This is a genomic window from Thermococcus sp. 2319x1 (assembly GCF_001484685.1).
GTDB lineage: Archaea > Methanobacteriota_B > Thermococci > Thermococcales > Thermococcaceae > Thermococcus_A.
The window spans coordinates 362,884-382,124 of sequence record NZ_CP012200.1; the positions used below are offsets into that span (position 1 = coordinate 362,884).

The 19,241-nt window shown below is 44.0% G+C and carries 21 protein-coding genes and 3 pseudogenes; 16 read left to right on the forward strand and 8 right to left on the reverse strand.

Annotated elements, in window-relative coordinates; translation table 11 throughout:
• The first annotated feature begins 150 nt into the window (after window positions 1-150).
• Window positions 151-906, forward strand: a complete 756-nt coding sequence (locus ADU37_RS01990) for a molybdopterin-binding protein (protein ID WP_058946044.1) — start codon at window positions 151-153, stop codon at window positions 904-906.
• On the opposite strand, the gene pyk is transcribed toward ADU37_RS01990, so the two are convergent.
• Entirely contained in the window at window positions 903-2,330 is a 1,428-nt protein-coding gene (pyk, locus tag ADU37_RS01995) for a pyruvate kinase (protein WP_058946045.1), read from the reverse strand. The genes ADU37_RS01990 and pyk overlap by 4 nt on opposite strands.
• A 91-nt stretch (window positions 2,331-2,421) precedes the next feature.
• On the opposite strand from pyk, the gene ADU37_RS02000 reads away from it, so the two are divergent.
• The gene (locus ADU37_RS02000; RefSeq protein ID WP_058946046.1) at window positions 2,422-2,622 is read left to right on the forward strand and encodes a TIGR04140 family protein; all 201 of its coding nucleotides are present in this window, start codon (window positions 2,422-2,424) and stop codon (window positions 2,620-2,622) included.
• Between the two features lie 253 nt (window positions 2,623-2,875).
• Here ADU37_RS02000 and ADU37_RS02005 read toward each other — a convergent pair whose 3' ends face one another.
• Entirely contained in the window at window positions 2,876-3,928 is a 1,053-nt protein-coding gene (locus tag ADU37_RS02005; protein WP_144433169.1) for a radical SAM protein, read from the reverse strand.
• Between the two features lie 261 nt (window positions 3,929-4,189).
• Here ADU37_RS02005 and for point away from each other — a divergent pair, with 261 nt between their 5' ends.
• The 5 genes from for to ADU37_RS02035 all read left to right on the forward strand — a co-directional run bounded on the left by for (window position 4,190) and on the right by ADU37_RS02035 (window position 9,191).
• On the forward strand, window positions 4,190-6,055 hold the full coding sequence (gene for, locus ADU37_RS02010) for a tungsten-containing formaldehyde ferredoxin oxidoreductase (protein ID WP_058946048.1): 1,866 nt from the start codon (window positions 4,190-4,192) through the stop codon (window positions 6,053-6,055).
• Window positions 6,056-6,557: 502 nt separating this feature from the next.
• Window positions 6,558-7,208: a peptidase M54 gene (locus ADU37_RS02020; RefSeq protein WP_058946050.1), complete on the forward strand. Its 651-nt coding sequence runs from the start codon at window positions 6,558-6,560 to the stop codon at window positions 7,206-7,208.
• Window positions 7,186-7,836 (forward strand): glycosyltransferase family 2 protein, encoded by a 651-nt coding sequence (locus tag ADU37_RS02025; RefSeq protein WP_058946051.1) that lies wholly within the window; start codon window positions 7,186-7,188, stop codon window positions 7,834-7,836. Before ADU37_RS02020 ends, ADU37_RS02025 begins: the two co-directional genes overlap by 23 nt.
• A gap of 9 nt (window positions 7,837-7,845) precedes the next feature.
• Window positions 7,846-8,682 (forward strand): fumarate hydratase, encoded by an 837-nt coding sequence (locus ADU37_RS02030; RefSeq protein WP_058946052.1) that lies wholly within the window; start codon window positions 7,846-7,848, stop codon window positions 8,680-8,682.
• Entirely contained in the window at window positions 8,673-9,191 is a 519-nt protein-coding gene (locus ADU37_RS02035) for a FumA C-terminus/TtdB family hydratase beta subunit (protein ID WP_058946053.1), read from the forward strand. The genes ADU37_RS02030 and ADU37_RS02035 overlap by 10 nt, the downstream gene beginning before the upstream one ends.
• On the opposite strand, the gene ADU37_RS02040 is transcribed toward ADU37_RS02035, so the two are convergent.
• Window positions 9,178-9,408, reverse strand: coding sequence for a MoaD/ThiS family protein (locus ADU37_RS02040; protein WP_058946054.1), 231 nt, complete (start codon window positions 9,406-9,408; stop codon window positions 9,178-9,180). The genes ADU37_RS02035 and ADU37_RS02040 overlap by 14 nt on opposite strands.
• A gap of 232 nt (window positions 9,409-9,640) precedes the next feature.
• Here ADU37_RS02040 and ADU37_RS02045 point away from each other — a divergent pair.
• The 5 genes and pseudogenes from ADU37_RS02045 to coaBC form a co-directional block, all read left to right on the forward strand.
• Window positions 9,641-10,202, forward strand: a pseudogene (locus ADU37_RS02045) (hypothetical protein); the annotation flags it as partial.
• 21 nt (window positions 10,203-10,223) lie between these two features.
• On the forward strand, window positions 10,224-10,595 hold the full coding sequence (gene crcB, locus ADU37_RS02050; protein ID WP_058946056.1) for a fluoride efflux transporter CrcB: 372 nt from the start codon (window positions 10,224-10,226) through the stop codon (window positions 10,593-10,595).
• Between the two features lie 4 nt (window positions 10,596-10,599).
• A pseudogene (locus ADU37_RS02055) lies at window positions 10,600-10,979 on the forward strand (DUF190 domain-containing protein).
• A gap of 98 nt (window positions 10,980-11,077) precedes the next feature.
• Window positions 11,078-11,647 (forward strand): DUF835 domain-containing protein, encoded by a 570-nt coding sequence (locus ADU37_RS02060; RefSeq protein WP_238981982.1) that lies wholly within the window; start codon window positions 11,078-11,080, stop codon window positions 11,645-11,647.
• A gap of 48 nt (window positions 11,648-11,695) precedes the next feature.
• Window positions 11,696-12,913, forward strand: a complete 1,218-nt coding sequence (gene coaBC, locus ADU37_RS02065) for a bifunctional phosphopantothenoylcysteine decarboxylase/phosphopantothenate--cysteine ligase CoaBC (RefSeq protein ID WP_058946058.1) — start codon at window positions 11,696-11,698, stop codon at window positions 12,911-12,913.
• 2 nt (window positions 12,914-12,915) lie between these two features.
• Here coaBC and ADU37_RS02070 read toward each other — a convergent pair whose 3' ends face one another.
• The 3 genes from ADU37_RS02070 to ADU37_RS02080 are packed head-to-tail and all read right to left on the reverse strand — an operon-like array spanning window position 12,916 to window position 14,420.
• The gene (locus ADU37_RS02070; protein ID WP_058946059.1) at window positions 12,916-13,596 is read right to left on the reverse strand and encodes a hypothetical protein; all 681 of its coding nucleotides are present in this window, start codon (window positions 13,594-13,596) and stop codon (window positions 12,916-12,918) included.
• 1 nt (window position 13,597) lies between these two features.
• Window positions 13,598-13,897, reverse strand: a complete 300-nt coding sequence (locus ADU37_RS02075; RefSeq protein ID WP_058946060.1) for a NitrOD5 domain-containing protein — start codon at window positions 13,895-13,897, stop codon at window positions 13,598-13,600.
• The gene (locus ADU37_RS02080; RefSeq protein ID WP_343203975.1) at window positions 13,890-14,420 is read right to left on the reverse strand and encodes an ATPase domain-containing protein; all 531 of its coding nucleotides are present in this window, start codon (window positions 14,418-14,420) and stop codon (window positions 13,890-13,892) included. The genes ADU37_RS02075 and ADU37_RS02080 overlap by 8 nt, the downstream gene beginning before the upstream one ends.
• 58 nt (window positions 14,421-14,478) lie before the next feature.
• Here ADU37_RS02080 and ADU37_RS02085 point away from each other — a divergent pair.
• Window positions 14,479-15,107 (forward strand): annotated as a pseudogene (locus tag ADU37_RS02085) (DDE-type integrase/transposase/recombinase).
• On the opposite strand, the gene ADU37_RS02090 reads toward ADU37_RS02085, so the two are convergent.
• Entirely contained in the window at window positions 15,067-15,945 is an 879-nt protein-coding gene (locus ADU37_RS02090; protein ID WP_238981983.1) for an ATPase domain-containing protein, read from the reverse strand. The pseudogene ADU37_RS02085 and the gene ADU37_RS02090 sit on opposite strands and share 41 nt — an antisense overlap.
• Window positions 15,946-16,058: 113 nt before the next feature.
• On the opposite strand from ADU37_RS02090, the gene ADU37_RS02095 reads away from it, so the two are divergent.
• Both ADU37_RS02095 and ADU37_RS02100 read left to right on the forward strand, forming a co-directional pair.
• Complete coding sequence (locus tag ADU37_RS02095; protein WP_058946061.1) at window positions 16,059-16,814, forward strand: hypothetical protein; 756 nt, start codon at window positions 16,059-16,061, stop codon at window positions 16,812-16,814.
• Between the two features lie 65 nt (window positions 16,815-16,879).
• Entirely contained in the window at window positions 16,880-17,557 is a 678-nt protein-coding gene (locus ADU37_RS02100) for an aspartate/glutamate racemase family protein (RefSeq protein ID WP_058946062.1), read from the forward strand.
• 1 nt (window position 17,558) lies between these two features.
• Here the strand turns inward: ADU37_RS02100 and ADU37_RS02105 are convergent, their stop codons facing one another.
• A complete protein-coding gene (locus ADU37_RS02105) occupies window positions 17,559-18,386 on the reverse strand; it encodes a translation initiation factor IF-2B subunit alpha (protein WP_058946063.1) in 828 nt (275 codons plus the stop codon).
• A 122-nt stretch (window positions 18,387-18,508) separates the two neighbouring features.
• Here ADU37_RS02105 and ADU37_RS02110 point away from each other — a divergent pair, with 122 nt between their 5' ends.
• The gene (locus ADU37_RS02110) at window positions 18,509-19,192 is read left to right on the forward strand and encodes a TBP-interacting protein (RefSeq protein WP_058946064.1); all 684 of its coding nucleotides are present in this window, start codon (window positions 18,509-18,511) and stop codon (window positions 19,190-19,192) included.
• Window positions 19,193-19,241: the final 49 nt, after the last annotated feature.

Here is a 19,241-nt window from a genome sequence, read left to right on the forward strand (position 1 = left end):
GTTTGAGGATAGGCTTTTAAAGGGTTTCTGTGGTGTTGAAAAGTTTCTGCTGAGATGCTCTATTTTCGGGATTATCAGAAATTAGAATAACGCGGGAGTTCAAAGGGAAAGATTAAATTCCGAAGAGTCTATTGAACTATGGTGGTGAAGATGTTTGCAGAGATAATCACCATAGGGGATGAGCTCTTAACCGGCAACACCATCGACAGCAACTCCGCATTTATAGCTCAAAAGCTCACGGAAAGGGGCTACTGGGTGAAGAGAATAACAACCGTTGGGGATGACGTTGGGGACATAAAAACTGTAATCAGAGAGGTTCTCTCCCGAAAGCCAGAGGTCTTGATAATAGCCGGGGGTCTTGGGCCAACCCATGATGACGTTACAATGCTTGCGGTTGCCAAAGCCCTCAACCTTGAGCTGGAATTGAGAGAAGACGCCCTCAGGAGAATCGAAGAGTTTTATCTGGAGCTCTATGAGAAGGGCTTCATAGATGACCCAAAGATTAATGAAGCGCGGAAGAAAATGGCGTACCTTCCAAGGGGCGCTGAGATTCTCAACAATCCTGTTGGCGCAGCCCCGGGAGCGTTTTTGATTCATGGGGGTACAAAAATCTTTGTCCTCCCCGGAATGCCAAGAGAGATGAAGGCAATGCTTGAAAACGAAGTGCTTCCCAGACTTGGAAGGAGAGTTTTCGTTCAGAAGAAGCTCCTTGCCGAGATAACGGATGAATCTAAGCTTGCTCCAATATTAAATGAAACGTTGAGCAAGTTCAGGGTAAAGATACACTCATCCCCAAAGGGCTTTGGAAAATACATTGGCATAATCCTCTTCGGAGAGTCAGAGGAGGAAATTGAAAGAGCAAAGGAATTCATGGAGGAAAGGGGAATAAGGTTTGAAGAGGTTTAGGGGATCTGGAAGATACGCATTGTATTTGTCCCCGCAGTCTTTCCTATGGGCCTCCCCTCGGTTAAAAGCACTGTATCGTCTTCTTTGGCTATTCCCAATCCCTTTACCAGCATTATTATGTCCTTTTCGTTGAATTCACTTTCCATGCAGAATGGATAAACGCCATAGGAAAAGGCTAAGTTGTTGCAGACCCTCTCACTGCTTGAAAAAGCTAAGATCCATTGTTTTGGCTTGAAGCGGGAAATGAGCCTTGGGGTTAGCCCAGTCCTTGTGGGGGTTAGGATGTATTTTATGTCTATGGTACAGAGAGCGTCTATGACACTTCTCGTGATGGCTTCTTTTATTGTGCTCCTCTTTGGCAGTGAATCTATCCAGGCCCGAAGCCGTGCGTAACCGAGAGATTCCCTATATTCCTCAGTTGTCTTGGCTATCTTTGCCATCATTTCCACCGATTCAACGGGGTACTTTCCTATGGCGGTTTCTTCGGAGAGCATCACCGCATCAGTTCCGTCGAGTATTGCGTTTGCCACGTCAGTAACCTCTGCTCTTTTTGGTATTCTTTCGGTGGTCATTGAGACGAGCATTTGGGTGGCAGTTATTACAGGCTTCGCAGCCAAGTTGGCCTTTTTTATAAGCTGCTTCTGCATTATGGGTAATTTTTCAATCGGCATCTCAACACCAAGATCTCCTCTTGCTATCATTATTCCGTCAGCAGCGTTCAGGATTTCATCGAAGTTTCTCACCGCGTCTGGTCTCTCTATCTTTGCAATCACGAAGAGATTTGCATTTTTCTTTTCAAGAAAGCTTTTTACCTTCAGCACGTCATATACCGAACCTACAAAAGATAGCCCTATGGCATCCACTCCGTGTTCAATTGCGAACTCTATTATCTCAAAGTCCCTTGGAGTTATTGCCTCTACCGGAAGGTTAGCCTTCGGAATGTTTATCCCCTTGTGGGAGAACAGTATCCCTCCGTTCACTACGAGGCATTCGACCTCGTTTTCCCTGACTTCTTCAACCCTCAGCATTATATAGCCATCGCCCAGGTATATGGTATCACCTTTTGAGACCAGCTTTGGGAGTTCTTTAAACTCAACTGGAATGGTTGTTTCGTCACCTTCGACGTCTCTCGTCGTGAGCACAACTTTGTCTCCCTTTTTTAATGTCACCGAGTCCCCTTTTATCTTTCCAACTCGCATTTTTAATCCCGGCAAATCGCCTAGAATTGCAACCCTTTTTTCCAATTTCTCGGCGACATCTCTCACTGTCTCAATGGTCTTTGCATGCTCTTCAAGAGTTCCATGGGAGAAGTTTATTCTCGCAACGCTCATTCCGGCTTTTATCATCTTCTCTATAGTTCCCTTCTGCTTGGAGGCAGGCCCGATTGTGGCGATTATTTTGGTCTTATGAGGGGGAAGTTCCATTTTTCTCACCCTTCTATTCTTTTTCTTTCATAGCTAATTAATTTTTCTGGAATTCGAAAGGTATTTTAAAGCCATCCTCTTAACTTTCTTCATGAGAAGAAAATTGATAACGGCTATTCCTCCAGATGAGATTCTTAAAATCAGGGAGATTTCCAGAGCTAAGGTTGAGATAAAAATACGAGAAGCCGAGGCTTATTTTGGAATGCCCAGATGGGAGATAATCATTGATGGAAGCAACGAGGAAATCGAGAAGTTCATGAACGTCTTGATGAAGTCCAGGGCGGGAGGCTAGTAAAGCTCTCCAGTTTTCGTTTTCCTATAGAGTACCAACCGGTATAGATGCGAGGGGTGGGATAAACCGCTATCAAGCTTAGTATTTCTTCTATAAGCTGTCTATCAGCAACTTCTCTAATCGGAATGGGCATCTATCTTCCTCTTTTTTGTTCCAAATATTCTTCTAAGAGTGTTTTCAAGCCGAAGAGAATGAAAAACAGCAGAAAAAGAATTAAAACCCATTTTGCGGAAACTCCAGAGGTGACCTGCATTTACCCCACCAGCGCATTCTTTAATCCAAATTCCTTTACAAGTTCAGCCGCTTTAAACATCTCATCGTTTGTGAGCCTTCTATTAATCTCTGGGTACTCGTGGGCCCTGTATTCTGGACGGTACTGGAACATTACGTTGACCCTGACGTTCTTGCCGAGATTTTCGCTTATCCATTCTAAAATTGGCCTTGTGCAGCACTCTAAATGACCCGGCATTACAAGATGTCTTATCAAAAATTCTGCTCTGTAGTGTTTTTTAGCTAATAAGAAGTTCCTTGTAACTGTTTCCCAGTATCTGGGGGCTTTTGAGTATTTAAGCGCATCTTCATCGTTGCCCCACTTGAAGTCCCCAAGGTAAACATCAACAACCCCGTCCAAGAGCTTCATGTTTTTTTCGCTCATGTACATGTTGGAGTTCCATACCACCGGAATAGGAACTTTGACATACTTCAGAGTCTCAAGAATGAACGGAAGATTTGGAGTTGGCTCGCCGCCAACGAAGTTAACGTTTTTTGCCCCCTCTGCATAGGCTACCGCTATCTTAACGGCCATCTCCTTGGGAGAGTACCTCAAGCCTACGCGGTATTGGCTTATGTCCCAGTTCTGGCAAAAAACGCACCTAAAGTTGCATCCGGAGAAGAAGACTGTATAAGACGGTACAAGCTCCGGCTCCTCCCCTATGTGGAGAAAATCACTCGCCACTAAACTTTCTTTTACTCTGCAGTAGCCGATCTCTTCAAATCTATTTGCGTGGCATTTAAACTCGCACAGCTCACAGCTTTCGAGCATCCTATGGGCTATTAGGGACTTTAAATCGAGCAGGCTTTTTTCAGGATTTTCTTTTAGATCGTTCTCTCTCAGCTTTTCCATCCCTTCTTCGTGTGTTTTCCACAGACTCTCAAGATTCTCATCTTCTCCGAAATTAACCTCTACCTGCTTTGAATAGAAGAAATTTGGCTTTTCTTCTCCGCTTAAGATTGAAAAATAATGCGGTAATGCATCTTTTGCCCTTTTAATTTCATCGAGTTCTACCCGCCTAAACCACATGATCATCGATTGATAATAGCACATGAACTATTAAAAGTTTAAACCTCTCCGAATGTAGCCCTGAAATACTTCCTTTGTTGAATGATTAACCTTCGATAGCATCTCCCTTTTCTCAAAGATTCTTCGAAAGATTATACTAAACAAAAAAGCTTATTTAAGCAATAGTTGTTAAATAAGAGCGTTTTCTTGGTTTATGTCAATTAAACTATTTTATGAACCCAAAACCTTTATTAAAATTCAAGCATTAATGAACTTTGGTGGTCTTCTATGAAAGGTTGGTGGGGAAGAATCCTAAGGGTTGATCTAACCAACAACAAAGTCTGGGTGCAGGAATATTCTCCGGAAGTTGCAAAGAATTTTATTGGTGGTAGAGGCTTAGCAGCCTGGATTCTTTGGAATGAAGCAAAGAACGTTGATCCTCTTGGACCGGAAAACAAGTTGGTTTTTGCGAGTGGTCCGTTTAACGGTCTCCCAACACCAAGCGGTGGAAAGATGGTTATAGCTGCCAAGAGCCCCCTAACAGGTGGTTACGGCGATGGTAACCTTGGAACAATGGCCACCGTGCATTTAAGAAAAGCCGGTTATGATGCCCTTGTCGTTGAAGGAAAGGCCAAAAAGCCCGTCTATCTCTACATCGAGGACGACAACGTGAGCATTCTCAGTGCCGAAGGTCTCTGGGGCAAAACTACCTTTGAAACGGAAAAAGAGCTCAAGGAGATACACGGTAAGAACGTGGGTGTTCTGAGCATAGGGCCCGGTGGAGAGAACCTCGTTAAATATGCCGTTGTTGTCTCTCAAGAAGGAAGGGCAGCCGGAAGGCCCGGTATGGGTGCGGTAATGGGTAGTAAGAAGCTCAAGGCGGTTGTCATTAAGGGTACCAAAGAAATCCCGGTTGCTGACAAGGAGAAGCTTAGGGAGCTTTCACAAGAGGCTTACAATGCAATTCTCAACTCCCCCGGTTATCCGTTCTGGCACAGACAGGGAACTATGGCGGCTGTGGAATGGACGAATGAGAACTCTGCATTACCAACAAGGAACTTCAGCGACGGAAGCTTTGAGTTCGCCCGCTCGATAGACGGTTACACAATGGAGGGAATGAAGGTCAAGCAGAGAGGCTGTCCATACTGTAACATGCCTTGTGGAAACGTGGTTCTTGATGCGGAAGGCAGAGAAAGCGAGCTTGACTATGAAAACGTTGCTTTGCTGGGTTCAAATCTCGGCATAGGAAAGCTTAACGAAGTTTCGGTTCTCAACAGAATTGCAGATGAGATGGGTCTCGATACAATATCGCTTGGAGTTTCAATATCCTACGTGATGGAGGCCAAGGAGAAGGGCATAATAAAAGACGACAATGCCCCAGAATTTGGAGACTTCAAGAAGGCCAAGCAATTAGCTTTGGACATAGCCTATAGAAGAGGAGAGCTCGGAAACCTTGCAGCCGAGGGCGTCAAAGCGATGAGCGAAAAGCTCGGTGCAAAGGACTTTGCAATGCACGTAAAAGGTCTTGAGGTCAGCGGTTACAACTGTTACATCTATCCGGCAATGGCTTTGGCGTACGGAACTAGCGCAATCGGTGCCCACCACAAGGAAGCGTGGGTTATTGCGTGGGAAATTGGAACAGCACCGATTGAAGGTGAAAAGGCCAAGAAGGTTGAGTACAAGATAACCTACGACCCAGAAAAAGCTGCAAAGGTTATTGAGCTCCAGAGACTTAGAGGTGGTCTCTTCGAGATGCTCACTGCCTGTAGATTGCCATGGGTTGAGGTTGGCCTAAGCTTGGACTACTATCCAAAGCTTCTCGAAGCGATCACCGGTGTCAAGTACACCTGGGACGACCTCTACAAGGCAGCCGATAGGGTTTACGCCCTCATGAGGGCCTACTGGGTTAGGGAGTTCAACGGCAACTGGGGCAGAGAAATGGACTATCCACCAGAGAGATGGTTCAAGGAAGGCCTTAAGAGCGGCCCATATAAGGGTCAGCACTTGGAGAAGGACAAGTACGATGCTCTACTTTCAGAATACTACAAGCTCAGAGGCTGGGACGAGAGAGGTATTCCAAAGAAAGAGACTCTCAAGGAACTTGGCCTTGAGTTCGTTGTCCCGGAGCTTGAAAAGGTTACGAAGCTCGAGTGAGCCTTTTTCTTTTTTATATCATGATTTCTTTAGTAGGATGTCAACACCGGTGAAATAGCAATATGGTTAATAAAGAACCTTTAATCAACCCCCTATCTCCCTCTGTATACCATGACCAGCTGAATAAGAACGTAAAAAATAAGAAGGAGGTGAATATTCTGTTTCCCATTTTAAACCACCTCTCTTTGAGCCATGATAGTTGCATACAGTGCCCCAAACGGATTAACACAGCCCTTAACTTCTGGGGGGCTTTGGCTGGCTTACTGCGTAAGCTGCGTACGCTCCAACCAACAACAAAACCACAGGCAAGCTTAACTTCTTCCTCATTCGCCCCCCAGGTATATATAAAACTTCCCTCCAAAAAACCATAACTGTTAGAATAAAGGTGGTTTTATTGGAAGTGGGTCAGAAACCCTATCCTGACAGTATCGGCAGATTCTTAGGTAATTTTATAAGCTTTTCTTTTGGAAAGATAGGATAGTAAACAACTGAGTGGTGAGACATGGAGCTTGTTGGATTCGTCCACGTTGGCAACACATTCAACGAAAAAGCAATCACCGGAGCTTACAGGAGAGTTAACAACTATTTTAGATCAAAAAATCTTCCAATAAGGCTTGTTTATCTTGGGAAGCTTGAATTGGGCCCCGGATATCTCGTTAACATCCACACGGACGGCGGGAGCATTAAAGGGTACCCCCTGGAGGGAATTACCGAACTTTTGCATGCGAAACTTATACATGCCCAAGAAGAGCTTTTTGAGAAGAAGAAGGCAAGGGCAGAAAAGAACAATGGTTCCGAAGAGGAGGTTACCATGAACAAGATATTCGGAATAGTGAATTTCCCCATAGTCTCGAGAAATCCCTACTTGGATTTTTATGAGAAATTTTTGGGGATTCAGCAGGATTTCCACGAACTGAAAGTCATGGTTCTTTCGATAAAACCTTTTGAGTCTGAAAACAAGAAACTTTTTGAGGATAGACTCTTCAAAGGGATTTTACATGAAATTGGCCATGCCTTTGGGTTGAATCACTGTCAGGAGGACTGCGTCATGAACCCCCCAAAGGTCATTGCCGAATGGGACTTAAGAAGAGAAGACTTCTGTGAAAAGTGCTTTTTGGAGTTGAAAGGAAATGTTAAAGGAGAAAAGGATTAGCGTTGTTATTCCCGCTTACAACGAGGCAAAGAGAATTGGAAAGGTTCTCTCAAGGATTCCAGAGTTTGTTGACGAGGTTATCGTTGTGGACGATGGGAGCAGAGACAACACTTCTGAAGTTGCAAAAAGCTATGGGGCAAAGGTAATCCGGCTTGATGAAAACCAGGGCAAAGGAGCTGCAATGAAAGAAGGGGTCGAGCATGTAAGTGGTGATATTGTGGTTTTTATGGATGCAGATGGCCAGCACAACCCAGAGGAAATTGAGAAGCTCCTCGATCCAATTTTGAAAGGCGAGGCGGACTTTGTTATAGGCTCCCGGCTGATAAAGGCACAAGGAAAAAGACCGCTTATAAGAAAGATAAGCAACTTTCTGAGCACTGGCTTAATAAAGCTCAAGCTGGGTATTGACGTTAAGGACACCCAGAGCGGATTTAGAGCCATAAAGAGGGAATTCCTGCCGGAAATAGAGAGCAAAAGGTATGAAGTCGAAACTGAGATTTTAATAAAAGCCGTGAAAAAGGGAGCGAGAGTTAAGGAGGTTCCGGTGGAGAGAATCTATGGGGTTGAAACGGGCCATTTCAGGTTTGAAGACGTTTTGAGGTTTATTCGCTCCCTTATCAGGTACTGAGGTGAGTGTATGGAAGAAGCAATATTTGAAGCGATAAAGCTTGCCGTCACGAAAATTCCCAGTGATGTCGTTAAATCCTTGCAGGAGGCCTACGAAAAGGAGAACAATCCAATTGCAAAGTTCAACCTTGAAAACATTTTAAAAGCCGTTGAAATTGGAAAGCGAGAGGGAATTCCAGTGTGCCAAGACACCGGGACGGTGACTTTCTTTGTAGAAGCTGGAGTTGAAAGCCCGTACCTAAGGGAAATAGAGGGGGATATAGCTTCAGCTCTGAAAAGAGCAACGGAGGAGATCCCTTTAAGGCCAAACACCATTGATGTCCTCACGAACAAAAACCTTGGAAACCTTCCGGTTATTCACTGGGAGCTCACAAAAGGGGATAAAATAAAGATAGCTATTCTGCCAAAAGGAGGGGGAAGCGAGAACTGTTCTGCTTTAGCAATGCTCACCCCCGCGGAGAGCTTTGAAGGTGTAAAGAGAGCTGTTGTTGAGAGAGTCAAAGAATGTAGAGGAAAGCCCTGTCCTCCAGTAATAATAGGAATCGGCATTGGGGGGAGTGCAGACTTTGCATTAAAGCTTGCCAAAAAAGCCCTGTTAAGACCCGTAGGAGAGAGGCACAAAGACAAAAGGATAGCAAAATTCGAGGGGGAGCTGCTTGAAGAGATAAACTCCTTAGGAATAGGCCCCATGGGGATGGGAGGAAAAACAACTGCCATAGACGTCAAGGTTGAGATGGCTTACAGACATCCGGCTTCGTTCCCTGTTGGAATTGTTTTCCAGTGCTGGGCGCATAGGAAGGCTTTCTTAGAAATAAGCGCAAACGGAGAAGTGAGGGTATGGCAGTAAAGCTAAAAACACCGCTAACCGAGGAGGACGTGCTAAAACTCAAAGCCGGGGACTTGGTTTACCTCTCGGGGGTGATATACACGGCAAGGGATCTCGCCCATAGAAAACTACTGGAAAAAGCCCCCTTTGATTTAAGAGGAGCCGTTATCTATCACTGCGGCCCAATAGTGCGAAAAAAGGAAAGCGGATATGAGATAGTCTCCGCAGGCCCAACAACAAGCGCGAGGATGAGCAGATACCTCGAAAAAATCCTAAGCATGGGCGTTAAAGGCATCATAGGAAAAGGAGGGATGGAAGTAGGGCCTTTCAGAGAGCACAAAGCGGTTTACTTTGCATTTACAGGAGGCGCTGGATCTCTGGCTGCAAGGAGCATAAAGAGGGTTTTAGACGTTTACTGGCTTGAAGAGCTTGGAATTCCCGAGGCGGTTTGGGTTCTGGAGGTTAAGGACTTTCCGCTTATAGTGGGAATAGACGCCTTCGGCAACTCCTTATACTCTAACCCCCGCTGAGAACGGGCATGACCTTTATTTCGTCCCCTTCCTCAACCACTGCATCCCCCTTTGCGGGCTTGCCGTTAATGAAGATTATCTTGTCATGGAATTCGTCATACCTCGGGATTAGCTCTCTAAGTATCTCATCTACCGTCTTTGGTGACTCAAGCTTTATCTCAAGCTCTCTAGCTTTGGCAAGGTGAGCAAAAGCACCCATAAGCCTGATTTTCACCATGTGCATCACCACAGATACTATTCTTTGTCAGCTGATAAATTTTGTTGTCCTTTTTACTTTGTTTTGTTGTTTGCTGTTTTTTCTTTTGTCTTTTGATTTTTTCCAAGGTTATGGACTCAGCATCCTCTCAGCAACAGTCTTTGGTGCACTGTTCTTTACATTCCCCGAGAAGTTTACAAGATACGCTCCCCAGATTATGTACTTTTGGATCGGGGGAATGACGGGCTTCATAATTGCAGTGATAGCTTTCAGAAACGTAAATGACACCTACTATGCGGTTAAAATCTATGGGCTTCCGGAGAAAGAAAAAACCGTAGAGTTCCTTTATAATTCACTAAAACCCCAACAGGCTGTTGTCGCAATAGCTATGGCAATTGAAGGGCTCGCAATTCTAGGGGCAAAAGACCTCACAAAAGAGGGACTTTCACTGGTCTTTGAGAAATATAAACCCCTCGAAGGCAAGTTTGCCGTAGGCCTTGGTGGCAGTGAAGAGTTTGGAACTGCAACTCCTCTTGAGGCGACCTACTGGGTGCTCAGGGCTTTTAAAGCAACAGATTACAAAGTCCCCTCTGAGGAGAGAAGAAGGATAAAGGACTTCATTGAAAGCTTTAGAAAAGGAGATGGGTATGGAGTAACGCAGGCAGGGGCCACGGTATGTGAGGGACCACATCCAGTTTATAAGAGCACCCCAGAACCCCAATGGTGGCTTCAGAAGGAGTCTTGAAATGGGGATTTCAAACTTCCAAAATACTTATAGAGCTTTGAGGGCACTTGATGACCTTCTGAGCTTTTGAATACTGTTTGGGGGTATAGAAATGAACACTAAAATCTTCTTGGCAGTTGGCGTTGGTGGAATGCTGGGGGCAATAATGCGCTATAGCATTGCAGGTTTACTCCCGGTTTACAAGGATTTTCCCGTGGGAACTCTATTGGTGAACAGCATAGCCAGCTTCCTGCTTGGTTATTTATATGGACTAATCTTCTTTGGTTATGAAGTTTCTCCCAACTGGAGGGCTTTTTTTGGAACCGGATTCTGCGGTGGCTTGAGCACGTTCTCGAATTTTTCATACGAGACTTTCAGCCTTTTAAGGGAGAGGGAGCATTTTCTTGCCCTCCTAAACATCTCGGCAAACGTTATAATGACCATAAGCTTAGTGTTTTTGGGATTCCTTCCTGCAAGGAGGTGAAAGGATGGTAGAGATTGAACACTGGAATACCCTGAGAATGAAAATTTACATAGGGGAAAGCGATACCTGGCATGGAAGACCACTCTATAAGGCAATAGTAGAAAAACTGAGGGAGATGGGGCTTGCTGGGGCAACCGTTTATAGGGGTATCACGGTTTTGGAAAGAAGAGCAAGGTTCACTCGAGTGATGTTTTAAGGCTTTCTACGGATCTGCCGATAATAATCGAGGCTGTTGACAGGGGGCACATGATAGAGAGGGCTATAAACGAGATAAAGCCGATGATAAAGGACGGCATGATAACGGTTGAGCCGGTTATAGTTGTATGGGTGGGGACGAAGGAGGAGATAAGAAAGTTCGAAGAAGATGCTGTAAGGGAAGAGTAGGTTTGTATATCGTTTTAATTCTTGTTACTAATTCAGTTCATTAAAATTTTATCAACAACAATTTTATAAAGCTCTTTACCGTAACTAAAGCCGCCATGATGAGCATTAATTTTGCAATGTTCTCTCTCGCAAAAGATGTCATTGAAGAAGGGGCCTACCTTGCTCTTTTTTATAGTCCTTTTGCTTTTGGGATACTGAAAAACTTTCTTGGGATTTTCACTTCAAGTGGTAAGCAAAAGGGGAGTGAAGGATTGCTTCCATCTGGTGCGTATATCTACCCTTCACTGGACGTTGATTATCTCATCACCGAAGTTCTTGGAAACAGGGAGATAATTGCAGTCGCCAGAAATCCCCATCTTTTTGAAAAGTATGAAATCCCCCTTCTGTGGCTGAGCAAAGTGGAAAAGGAGAATGCTGTCAGCCCAACTCACCTTGAAAAGATTCTTCACTGGGCTGTGACAACGATTACCAATGAGCATGCTTTGATTTTTGATGGTGTTGAATACCTTATTTTGGAAAACGGGTTTGAGCCTGTTTTTAGATTCCTCGTTAATTTAAAGGACCAAATTCTCCTTAAAAACTCGGTTCTCGTCCTTGTAGTTGATGAAAGAGCCTTAGAAGAAAAGCATGCCTTTCTCCTGCAGAGGGAGTTCAAAAAGATTCTCTAAAACGGCAACCTTAAATATTCTCCCTTCCAAACTTTCTCGGTGAGTGGAATGCTCCATCACGTCAAGCTTATATACGCAACGAAAAGCAGGAAGCTTGTTGGAAAGAAGATAGTACTTGCCATACCGGGGAGCATAGCGGCTGTGGAGTGTGTCAAGCTTGCGAGAGAGCTCATAAGACACGGTGCCGAGGTTCATGCGGTTATGAGTGAAAATGCCCAGAAGATAATTCACCCCTATGCCATGGAGTTCGCCACCGGTAACAGGGTTATCACGGAGATCACGGGTTTTGTCGAGCATGTTGAGCTTGCCGGAGAGCATGAAAACAAGGCAGATTTGATTCTTGTTTGTCCGGCAACGGCCAACACCATATCAAAAATAGCCTGCGGGATTGACGATACTCCAGTCACCACCGTGGTAACAACCGCTTTTGCCCATACACCAATAATGATTGCCCCGGCAATGCATTCAACAATGTACGATCATCCGATAGTTAGGGAGAACATAGAGAAGCTCAAAAAGCTTGGAGTTGAATTTATCGGGCCGAGGTTTGAAGAAGGGAAAGCTAAAGTGGCGAGCATCGATGAGATTGTTTACCGTGTGATTAAAAAGCTCCACAAGAAGGATCTTGCCGGAAAGAGAGTTTTAGTGACTGCCGGGGCAACGAGAGAATACATTGATCCAATAAGGTTCATCACAAACAGGAGCAGTGGAAAGATGGGGGTAGCTATTGCTGAAGAGGCCGATTTTAGAGGAGCTGAGGTCACTTTGATAAAAACCGAGGGAAGTGCGCCGAGCTTTGTGGAGAACCAGATTGAAGTTGAAACGGTTGGAGAGATGCTCGAGGCAATAGAGCGGGAGCTTTCGAGCAAGAAGTACGATGTCGTGGTTTTGGCAGCGGCTGTAAGTGATTTTACCCCCAAAGAGAAAGCGGGAAAAAAGATAAAGAGCGGCCAACCTTTGATCCTTGAGCTCGTCCCAACGCCGAAGATAATCCAGAGGGTCAAGGAAATCCAACCTGATGTCTTTCTTGTGGGCTTCAAGGCGGAGTATGGAGTTAGTGAGGAAGAACTAATCGAGCAGGCGAGAAAGCAAATAGAAAAGGCGAAGAGCGACGTGGTGATAGCTAACAGGGGAGAGGTTGCATTTGGAAGTGAAGTGAACGAAGTCTACTGGGTTACCAAAAAAGGTTATGAGAAATTCCCACTAATGAGCAAGAGGGAGCTGGCGGAGAAGATATGGGACAAGATTGTGGAAATTTTAAAGTAAAATCAAACCTCCGTGGTGGCAGGCAAGAGAACAATCCTGTTGGGAGTGATTGTGTAATACCATGACCTTAGGGTGTACTCGACGAAGGCACTTTTAATTACTGTGAGCTTTCTTTTAATTTCGTTTTCTTTAACCTCTATTCCAAACTTGAAGAGGTTGAGGGAGAAACTGTTTACTATTTCCACAACGTTTTCAGGGAATATCTTGACGTTGAAGGTTACGAGAACGTTGTTACTTTCACCTTTCGAGAGAACCCTAATGAGCGCTGGAATGACTATGATAAGCTCCTCTGGATATTTGACTCCGTAGAGATCGAGGCCCAAAACAAGGAATAAGGTATTACTTTTTGTGCCCAAAGCTGCCTTGATCCTGCCTATAATAATCTCAGCATCTTTTGTTTTGATAAGAAGATTTGGATTTAGTTCCTCTTCAAGAAATGGATTCACGGATATCAGGTATGCATCTCCAAAGACCTCACTGGCATCTTTGTACACCGACTTCAGATACTTTAAGACAGAAGCATATGCGTCTTGAAAGGAGATTATTACAAGCTCCTTGTAATCTCTTCTCAGCCTCTTTATTAAGTGGTAAAGCACGCTCTCGATGTCGCTACCTATCTCATGGTTCAGGAGCGTTGGGGCTACCCTTTTTGATGCTTCGGTTATTAGTTCCAGAGGATCCATTCTATTCACCGTAAATCTTGCGTATCTGCTCCACCAATTCTTCCAAGGAGTTGATTTCTCCTTCCTTTCCAAGACGACCTTTGAGCTTATTTATGATTACCATCTCCAGTAACCTAGCGCTGTACTCACCAAAAAGCTTTGAAACGGCATTTTTGAATTCCTTTGGATTTTCGTATGCCACCTCGAGGCCTTTATTCAAAGTCGCTCTAAGGTGGGCCTCCAGAACCGACTCCAGCCCCGGAGCTACCTCTCTAAGGGCTGCAGAAATTGCTTTGGCCAAAATTTCTTCACCTTTATTCATAAATCTCAACCCCTTTATCGGTGATCTCATACCTGTATATTTTTCTTGAATGATTCGATCCCCTCGCTTTTACAATTGCCATCTTCCTCTCTATGTTCCCGTTTTTTACTTGGTATTTAAGCCCTATTATAACATCAACCATGGTGCTCGCTCCCGTAAACGGCACAACCTCAAAGTTGGTTTCCTCATTTAACGTGAAGTAAGTGGTCACCCTGTTTGCTTTTGTCAGTAAATTAAGATACCTAATCATTTTTGCAAGGTCTCTCTCTTCCATATGCTGTCTCAATGCGGTTAAGCTGTCTATCACCAATACTTCCGGTTTGAGCTTTTCTATTATCTCCTTAATTTTTAGGAAGGTGTAAACTGGGGTTTTGCTTTCTGGGATCCAAGTGATTATCTTAAGGTTCTCTCTTAGGGCTTCCTCTATTGGCATACCGTAGTTTTTGGCGCTTCTTATTATCTGGTCTATCGGTTCCTCAAAGGCGAGATAGATTGCCCTTCTTCCCTTTAATGCGTTGGCTATGGCAAAGTGATACTGTCAGGATAAGCATTGGAGTGTCGGGTTTAAAAAGAAGGGGGACATGAAGGCTGAAACCATTATTCACCATTTACTCCCTTAAAACCCTTCACCTCAACAAAATCCCACCAGAAAAGAAAGTCAGAGCAGTAGAATTATTGCAAGGCCTCAGCTACCGACAAGTCTCCAGAATCCTCGAAATAAGTCACACAAGAGCCGAAGCAGTTCAAAAAATAGCGGAAGCAATCTACCAGCCAAAAATTCTCGCAGTCAAAAAACAGAGAAACTTCATTGCAGTTGAGGAAACAATAACAAAAATCAACGGGGGAAAAGATTCCTTTGGGCTGCAATTGACGTTGAGAGCAAGGAGGTTTTGGCAATCTGGATTACAACCCTTAGAAACTGATAGGTCGCCAGGGATTTCATTCTGGTTGTTTTAAAGTCATGTGAGGGACAGCCTGTCTTTCTTGTTAATGCTGTGGTATAAGTCTGCTTTCTGGGGTTGGGCTATCCGCATGTGACTTTCGGGCCAAAGAATTGTGTTGAGCGCTGGTTTGGGACGGACTGGAAAGCTCAGAGGTTTGTTTTTCTGTTTGCCTTCTGGTATAATTTTGTTGGGTTTCATTCTGGTTTTAAAGGTTACCCGGTGATTTTACTGAGTGGCTTCGGGAGGTGATGCCACAGCTATCCTGACAGTATCGGCAAAGTGCAGGGAGAATGTGGTTTTTCCGGTTCCCGTCATGCCAACTATTAAGACGTTTGCCCCCTTGTATACTCCCCCATCGAGCATTTCATCGAGTTTTTCTATCCCGGTTGTGATCTTTTCCAATGTATACTCCATCTCTTCTCTCTTGAGCTCGGGAACTGCTAAGAATTCAATTCCATTCTGGGTTATCACGTACTCATACTGTGGCTTTTCGACGCTTCTTCTTCTCATTTTTGGGATTTCCATTATCCTTCTTGTAACCTCCCCGAGGGACTCATAGCGGAGTATAACAACTCCATCAACGACGAATTCCTCAACGCCATATCCTATTTTTTCGGTTCCTATTGGTTTTTCAGCAATTAAAAGGCAAGTTGAGTTGTAAGCCTTTATGAATCTCCCGAGCATCGTGTGAAGGAATACCCTTGTCCTCTCAACACCTAATATCTGAGCAAAGACGCTTATAGGGTCAATAACAATCCTTTTTGGCTGAAACTTCACTATCTCATTCATTAAAAGCTCTATTTCGTTCTCTATGGTTTCCTCGCTTACAGTAACAAGGTCTACGAATTTGAACAGCCCCTTATTTTCGAATTCTTCGAAATCCATCCCAAATTGTCTCATTGATTCATAGAACTCGCTCTTGGTTTCTGCAAGTGAGATATAGATTCCTTTCTCTCCAAATTTCTTGGCACCGTTGTATATGAAAGTTGCTGAGAATATAGTCTTCCCAGCCCCCGGCTCTCCGGCAACCAAGACTAAAGAGCCATCCGGAAAGCCATCTTTGAGGATATGCTCATCAAAATAATCAATTCCCGTTCTGCTCATTATTACCCCCTCAATAAACTTTTAAGCGTTTCTTTAGAGGTGCATATTGTGCGAAAATTTTTTAAAGATTAAGTAATAGTAACATAATGTTACTATAAGTATGGGTGAGAGATATGGCTCCAAAGAGCGAACGTGGGGTTTTGGAGAGCATTTTTCGCGAGTTATATGGAGGATCCATCTTAACCATAGTGTACGATGCTTACTCATCTGCATGGATGCTGGGCTTTGCAATACTTAAAAAAGAACTCTGGAGGAGCTTTGGAATAATATCCAACTACAATTTCCCATTTCAGGGTCTGTGCAGGGCTGCAAAGCAAGTTGGCTTGGATATTGAGAAGGAGCTCTTAAACGACAACCTTGCCGTTATCGATGTTTTTGGCTCGAAGTACAGCGTTAGGTATGAAAAGAAAAACGTGTTCTATCTCGATTCCGTCTCGCCTGAGCTCATAAATCCAAAGATAGATTTGATATACGCAGAGAACATCAAGCCCATGATAGGAGGCAGGAGGGTTATAAGGCTTATCAACACCCTTGATGGCGCTGCTTTAATGCTTGGGGAAATGGAAACACTTAAGCTGTTAAACCAAACGATTGCCCAAAGATCTAAGGACATGCCGGATTCAATCCTCATATTGCCGATAAATAAGGATGTCGTCTCACAAAAGTTCATAGGATGGGTTGCGGGAGTTAGCGACTACGTTATAGTGGCCTCCACAAAGCTCGATGAAGGCTTTGAGGAGAAGATGTACCTTGTGAAATCTCCGGAAGAGGGCTTCACTCCCACGGTTTATCGCATGTGGATTACCGAGGAGAAAAGCCCCGAAAGGTTGAAAGTGAAAAAGATAGGAGATGGAAAACCTCAGGAGTAGATAGTAGAATTCTTTTTCACAAAAACTTTCATAAGCTCTCCTTTTATTTTTTGCTTGGTGGTGCTATGAAGAAGATTGGAATAATAGGTGGCACAAGTCCGGAATCTACCCTCTACTACTACAGAAAATACATCGAGATTTCAAGGGAGAAGTTCGAGCCCTATTTCTTTCCGGAGCTGATAATCTACTCCATAAACTTCAAGGACTTCAAAGACAACCCCGATGGATGGGAGGGTAGAAAGAGAATTCTGATAAATGCTGCAAAAGCCCTCGAAAAAGCCGGTGCAGAGGTTATTGGAATCTCTGCAAACACTCCACACATTGTTTTTCCAGAAGTTAAGAAAGAGATAAACGCTGAAATGGTAAGCATAATCGATGCAGTCGCTGAAGAAGCAAAAAGGAGAAACCTCAAGCGACTCCTTCTCTTGGGAACAAAAACCACGATGACAATGCCCTTTTACAAAAACGCTTTGGAGGAGAAGGGATTTGAGGTAATCGTCCCTAATGAAGAGGAGATCGAGGAAATCAACAGGATAATCTTTGAGGAACTTATGTTTGAAAACCTCAGAAGCAAAAAATGGCTCCTTGAGCTCATTGAGAAATATGCAAAAAGCGAAAATGTTGAGGGCGTTATACTCGGCTGTACAGAGCTTCCCCTTGCAATAAAGCCGGGGGATGTGAGCGTTGAAGTCTTAGACAGTGCTGAAGTTCATATGAGGGCTTTAATAGACGCTGCCCTTTAATTTAAATTTCTTTTGGAGGCACTAAGATTCCCAGCTCTGTGATTATTCCCCTTATGTATTTCCAGGGTGTTGCATCAAAGAGGTAGTTCCTTATTATCGTGTGGTCTCTCTTGAATCTCCTCTCTGTGACCTTAATCTCTTCAGCTTTTGCCTCTGGATGTATTTTAAAGCTCTCCGCTGCAACGTAAAAGGGAACGCTGTTGTCATGGCAGGCAAGTGCAAGCAGGTAAGTTCCGGCTTTATTGAAAACGTAGCCGTCTTTGGTTATGTTGTCAGCTCCAACCAAGGCCAGAGTTGCCCTCTTTGCAAAAAACCCAAGCTGAGCGTCTGTTATGACCTCAAATGGTATTTCAAGTTCTTCAAGCTTTTTGGCAAGGAATAATCCTTCATAATCTGGTTCACTCTCGGTTAGGATTACTTTGAAGTTCTTCCCCTTCTCCTTGGCTTTTTTTAATATCTCAAAGACTGTGGAAGAATAAGAGTGAGTGATTATTATTTCATTCTGGTCTATCAGCTCACTCCCAATGTTTCCGATTTCCCGCTTTGCCTCTTCACTCAGCTTTATGAACTCCTCTGCCTTCGCCTTGACGAACTCTGGATCTGCGGTTATCGGCATGAACCTCACCAGATTGTACAGGGATGCCATGGTGGGGTTCACGTTGAGGATTTCAACTCCGAGTTCCTTGAGTTTTTCAACCAGCTCTTCCCCTTCAAACCTCTCCGCGAGCAGTATGTAAGCTTTTGCTCCCATTTTCGCCAGATATGATGCTCCATGGATTTTTTCTTCACTCATTTCTTTTAGGAGCTCTTCTATTTCTTCGGGAAGCATCGTATCACTCCACTTTCCTTTTTTCTTTAAGCCTTAAAAGATTTTTTCGCCTCTGCAACCCTTTTTAAATTTTTCCGGGAAGACTTATTAATCCTAAGGTTGAGGTTCTAGCGGTGGTGTGAATGAGATATAGCGAGCTAAGTGACAGGGTAAAGGGAGTCTATTCAAGAATAAGGACGCTTGATGATTACCACTGGGACATCTATGAAGACAAAATAGTGGGCTACCACAGAAAGAGCAGACTTCCGGTTAGGATAAAACTTGCAGAGAGCAAGGAAGAGGCCGAGAAGTTAAGCGAAGAAAAAAACGAATATGGAATAGACATTGTGGTTCTTCCCGATAACGGAACCTTTTACATAAAGAACGGCGCTTTCATACTTTCGGATAGATTTTTAAAAGCTACTTTAATGGATATCCACGACCATGTCGTCTGGAGAGGATTCAAAGTCGTCGAGAGGGATGGAAAGCTCGTTCAAGAAGATTTTTACGAATATCTGGGCGGACTTTTAGTTAGGCATTTGAAGAACAACATGATCAACGGCCAGGATTACGTTTTCTGGCAGTTCTACAAGTGTGAGAAATGTGGAAAGTATGTGGACATAGAGAGCGTCCCCGAACATCTGGCCAAACACGGGATTAATGTTGCGGAAAAAGACAGCGAAGAGTACGAGATATTCGAGCTGAACTTCCTTGAAGGGAAGGTATTCGACAAATTTGGAGAGGAAGTTCCCCAAAAGCAGTTTGCTCCAGAATCGCAGGCTTTCCTGAAGGAAATGCTTGGTGAACCAAAAGCTCAAGAGGAGTGAACCTTTTCTTTTCTCTCCTTAACTTGAAAAATAAAGTTAATAGAAGAGG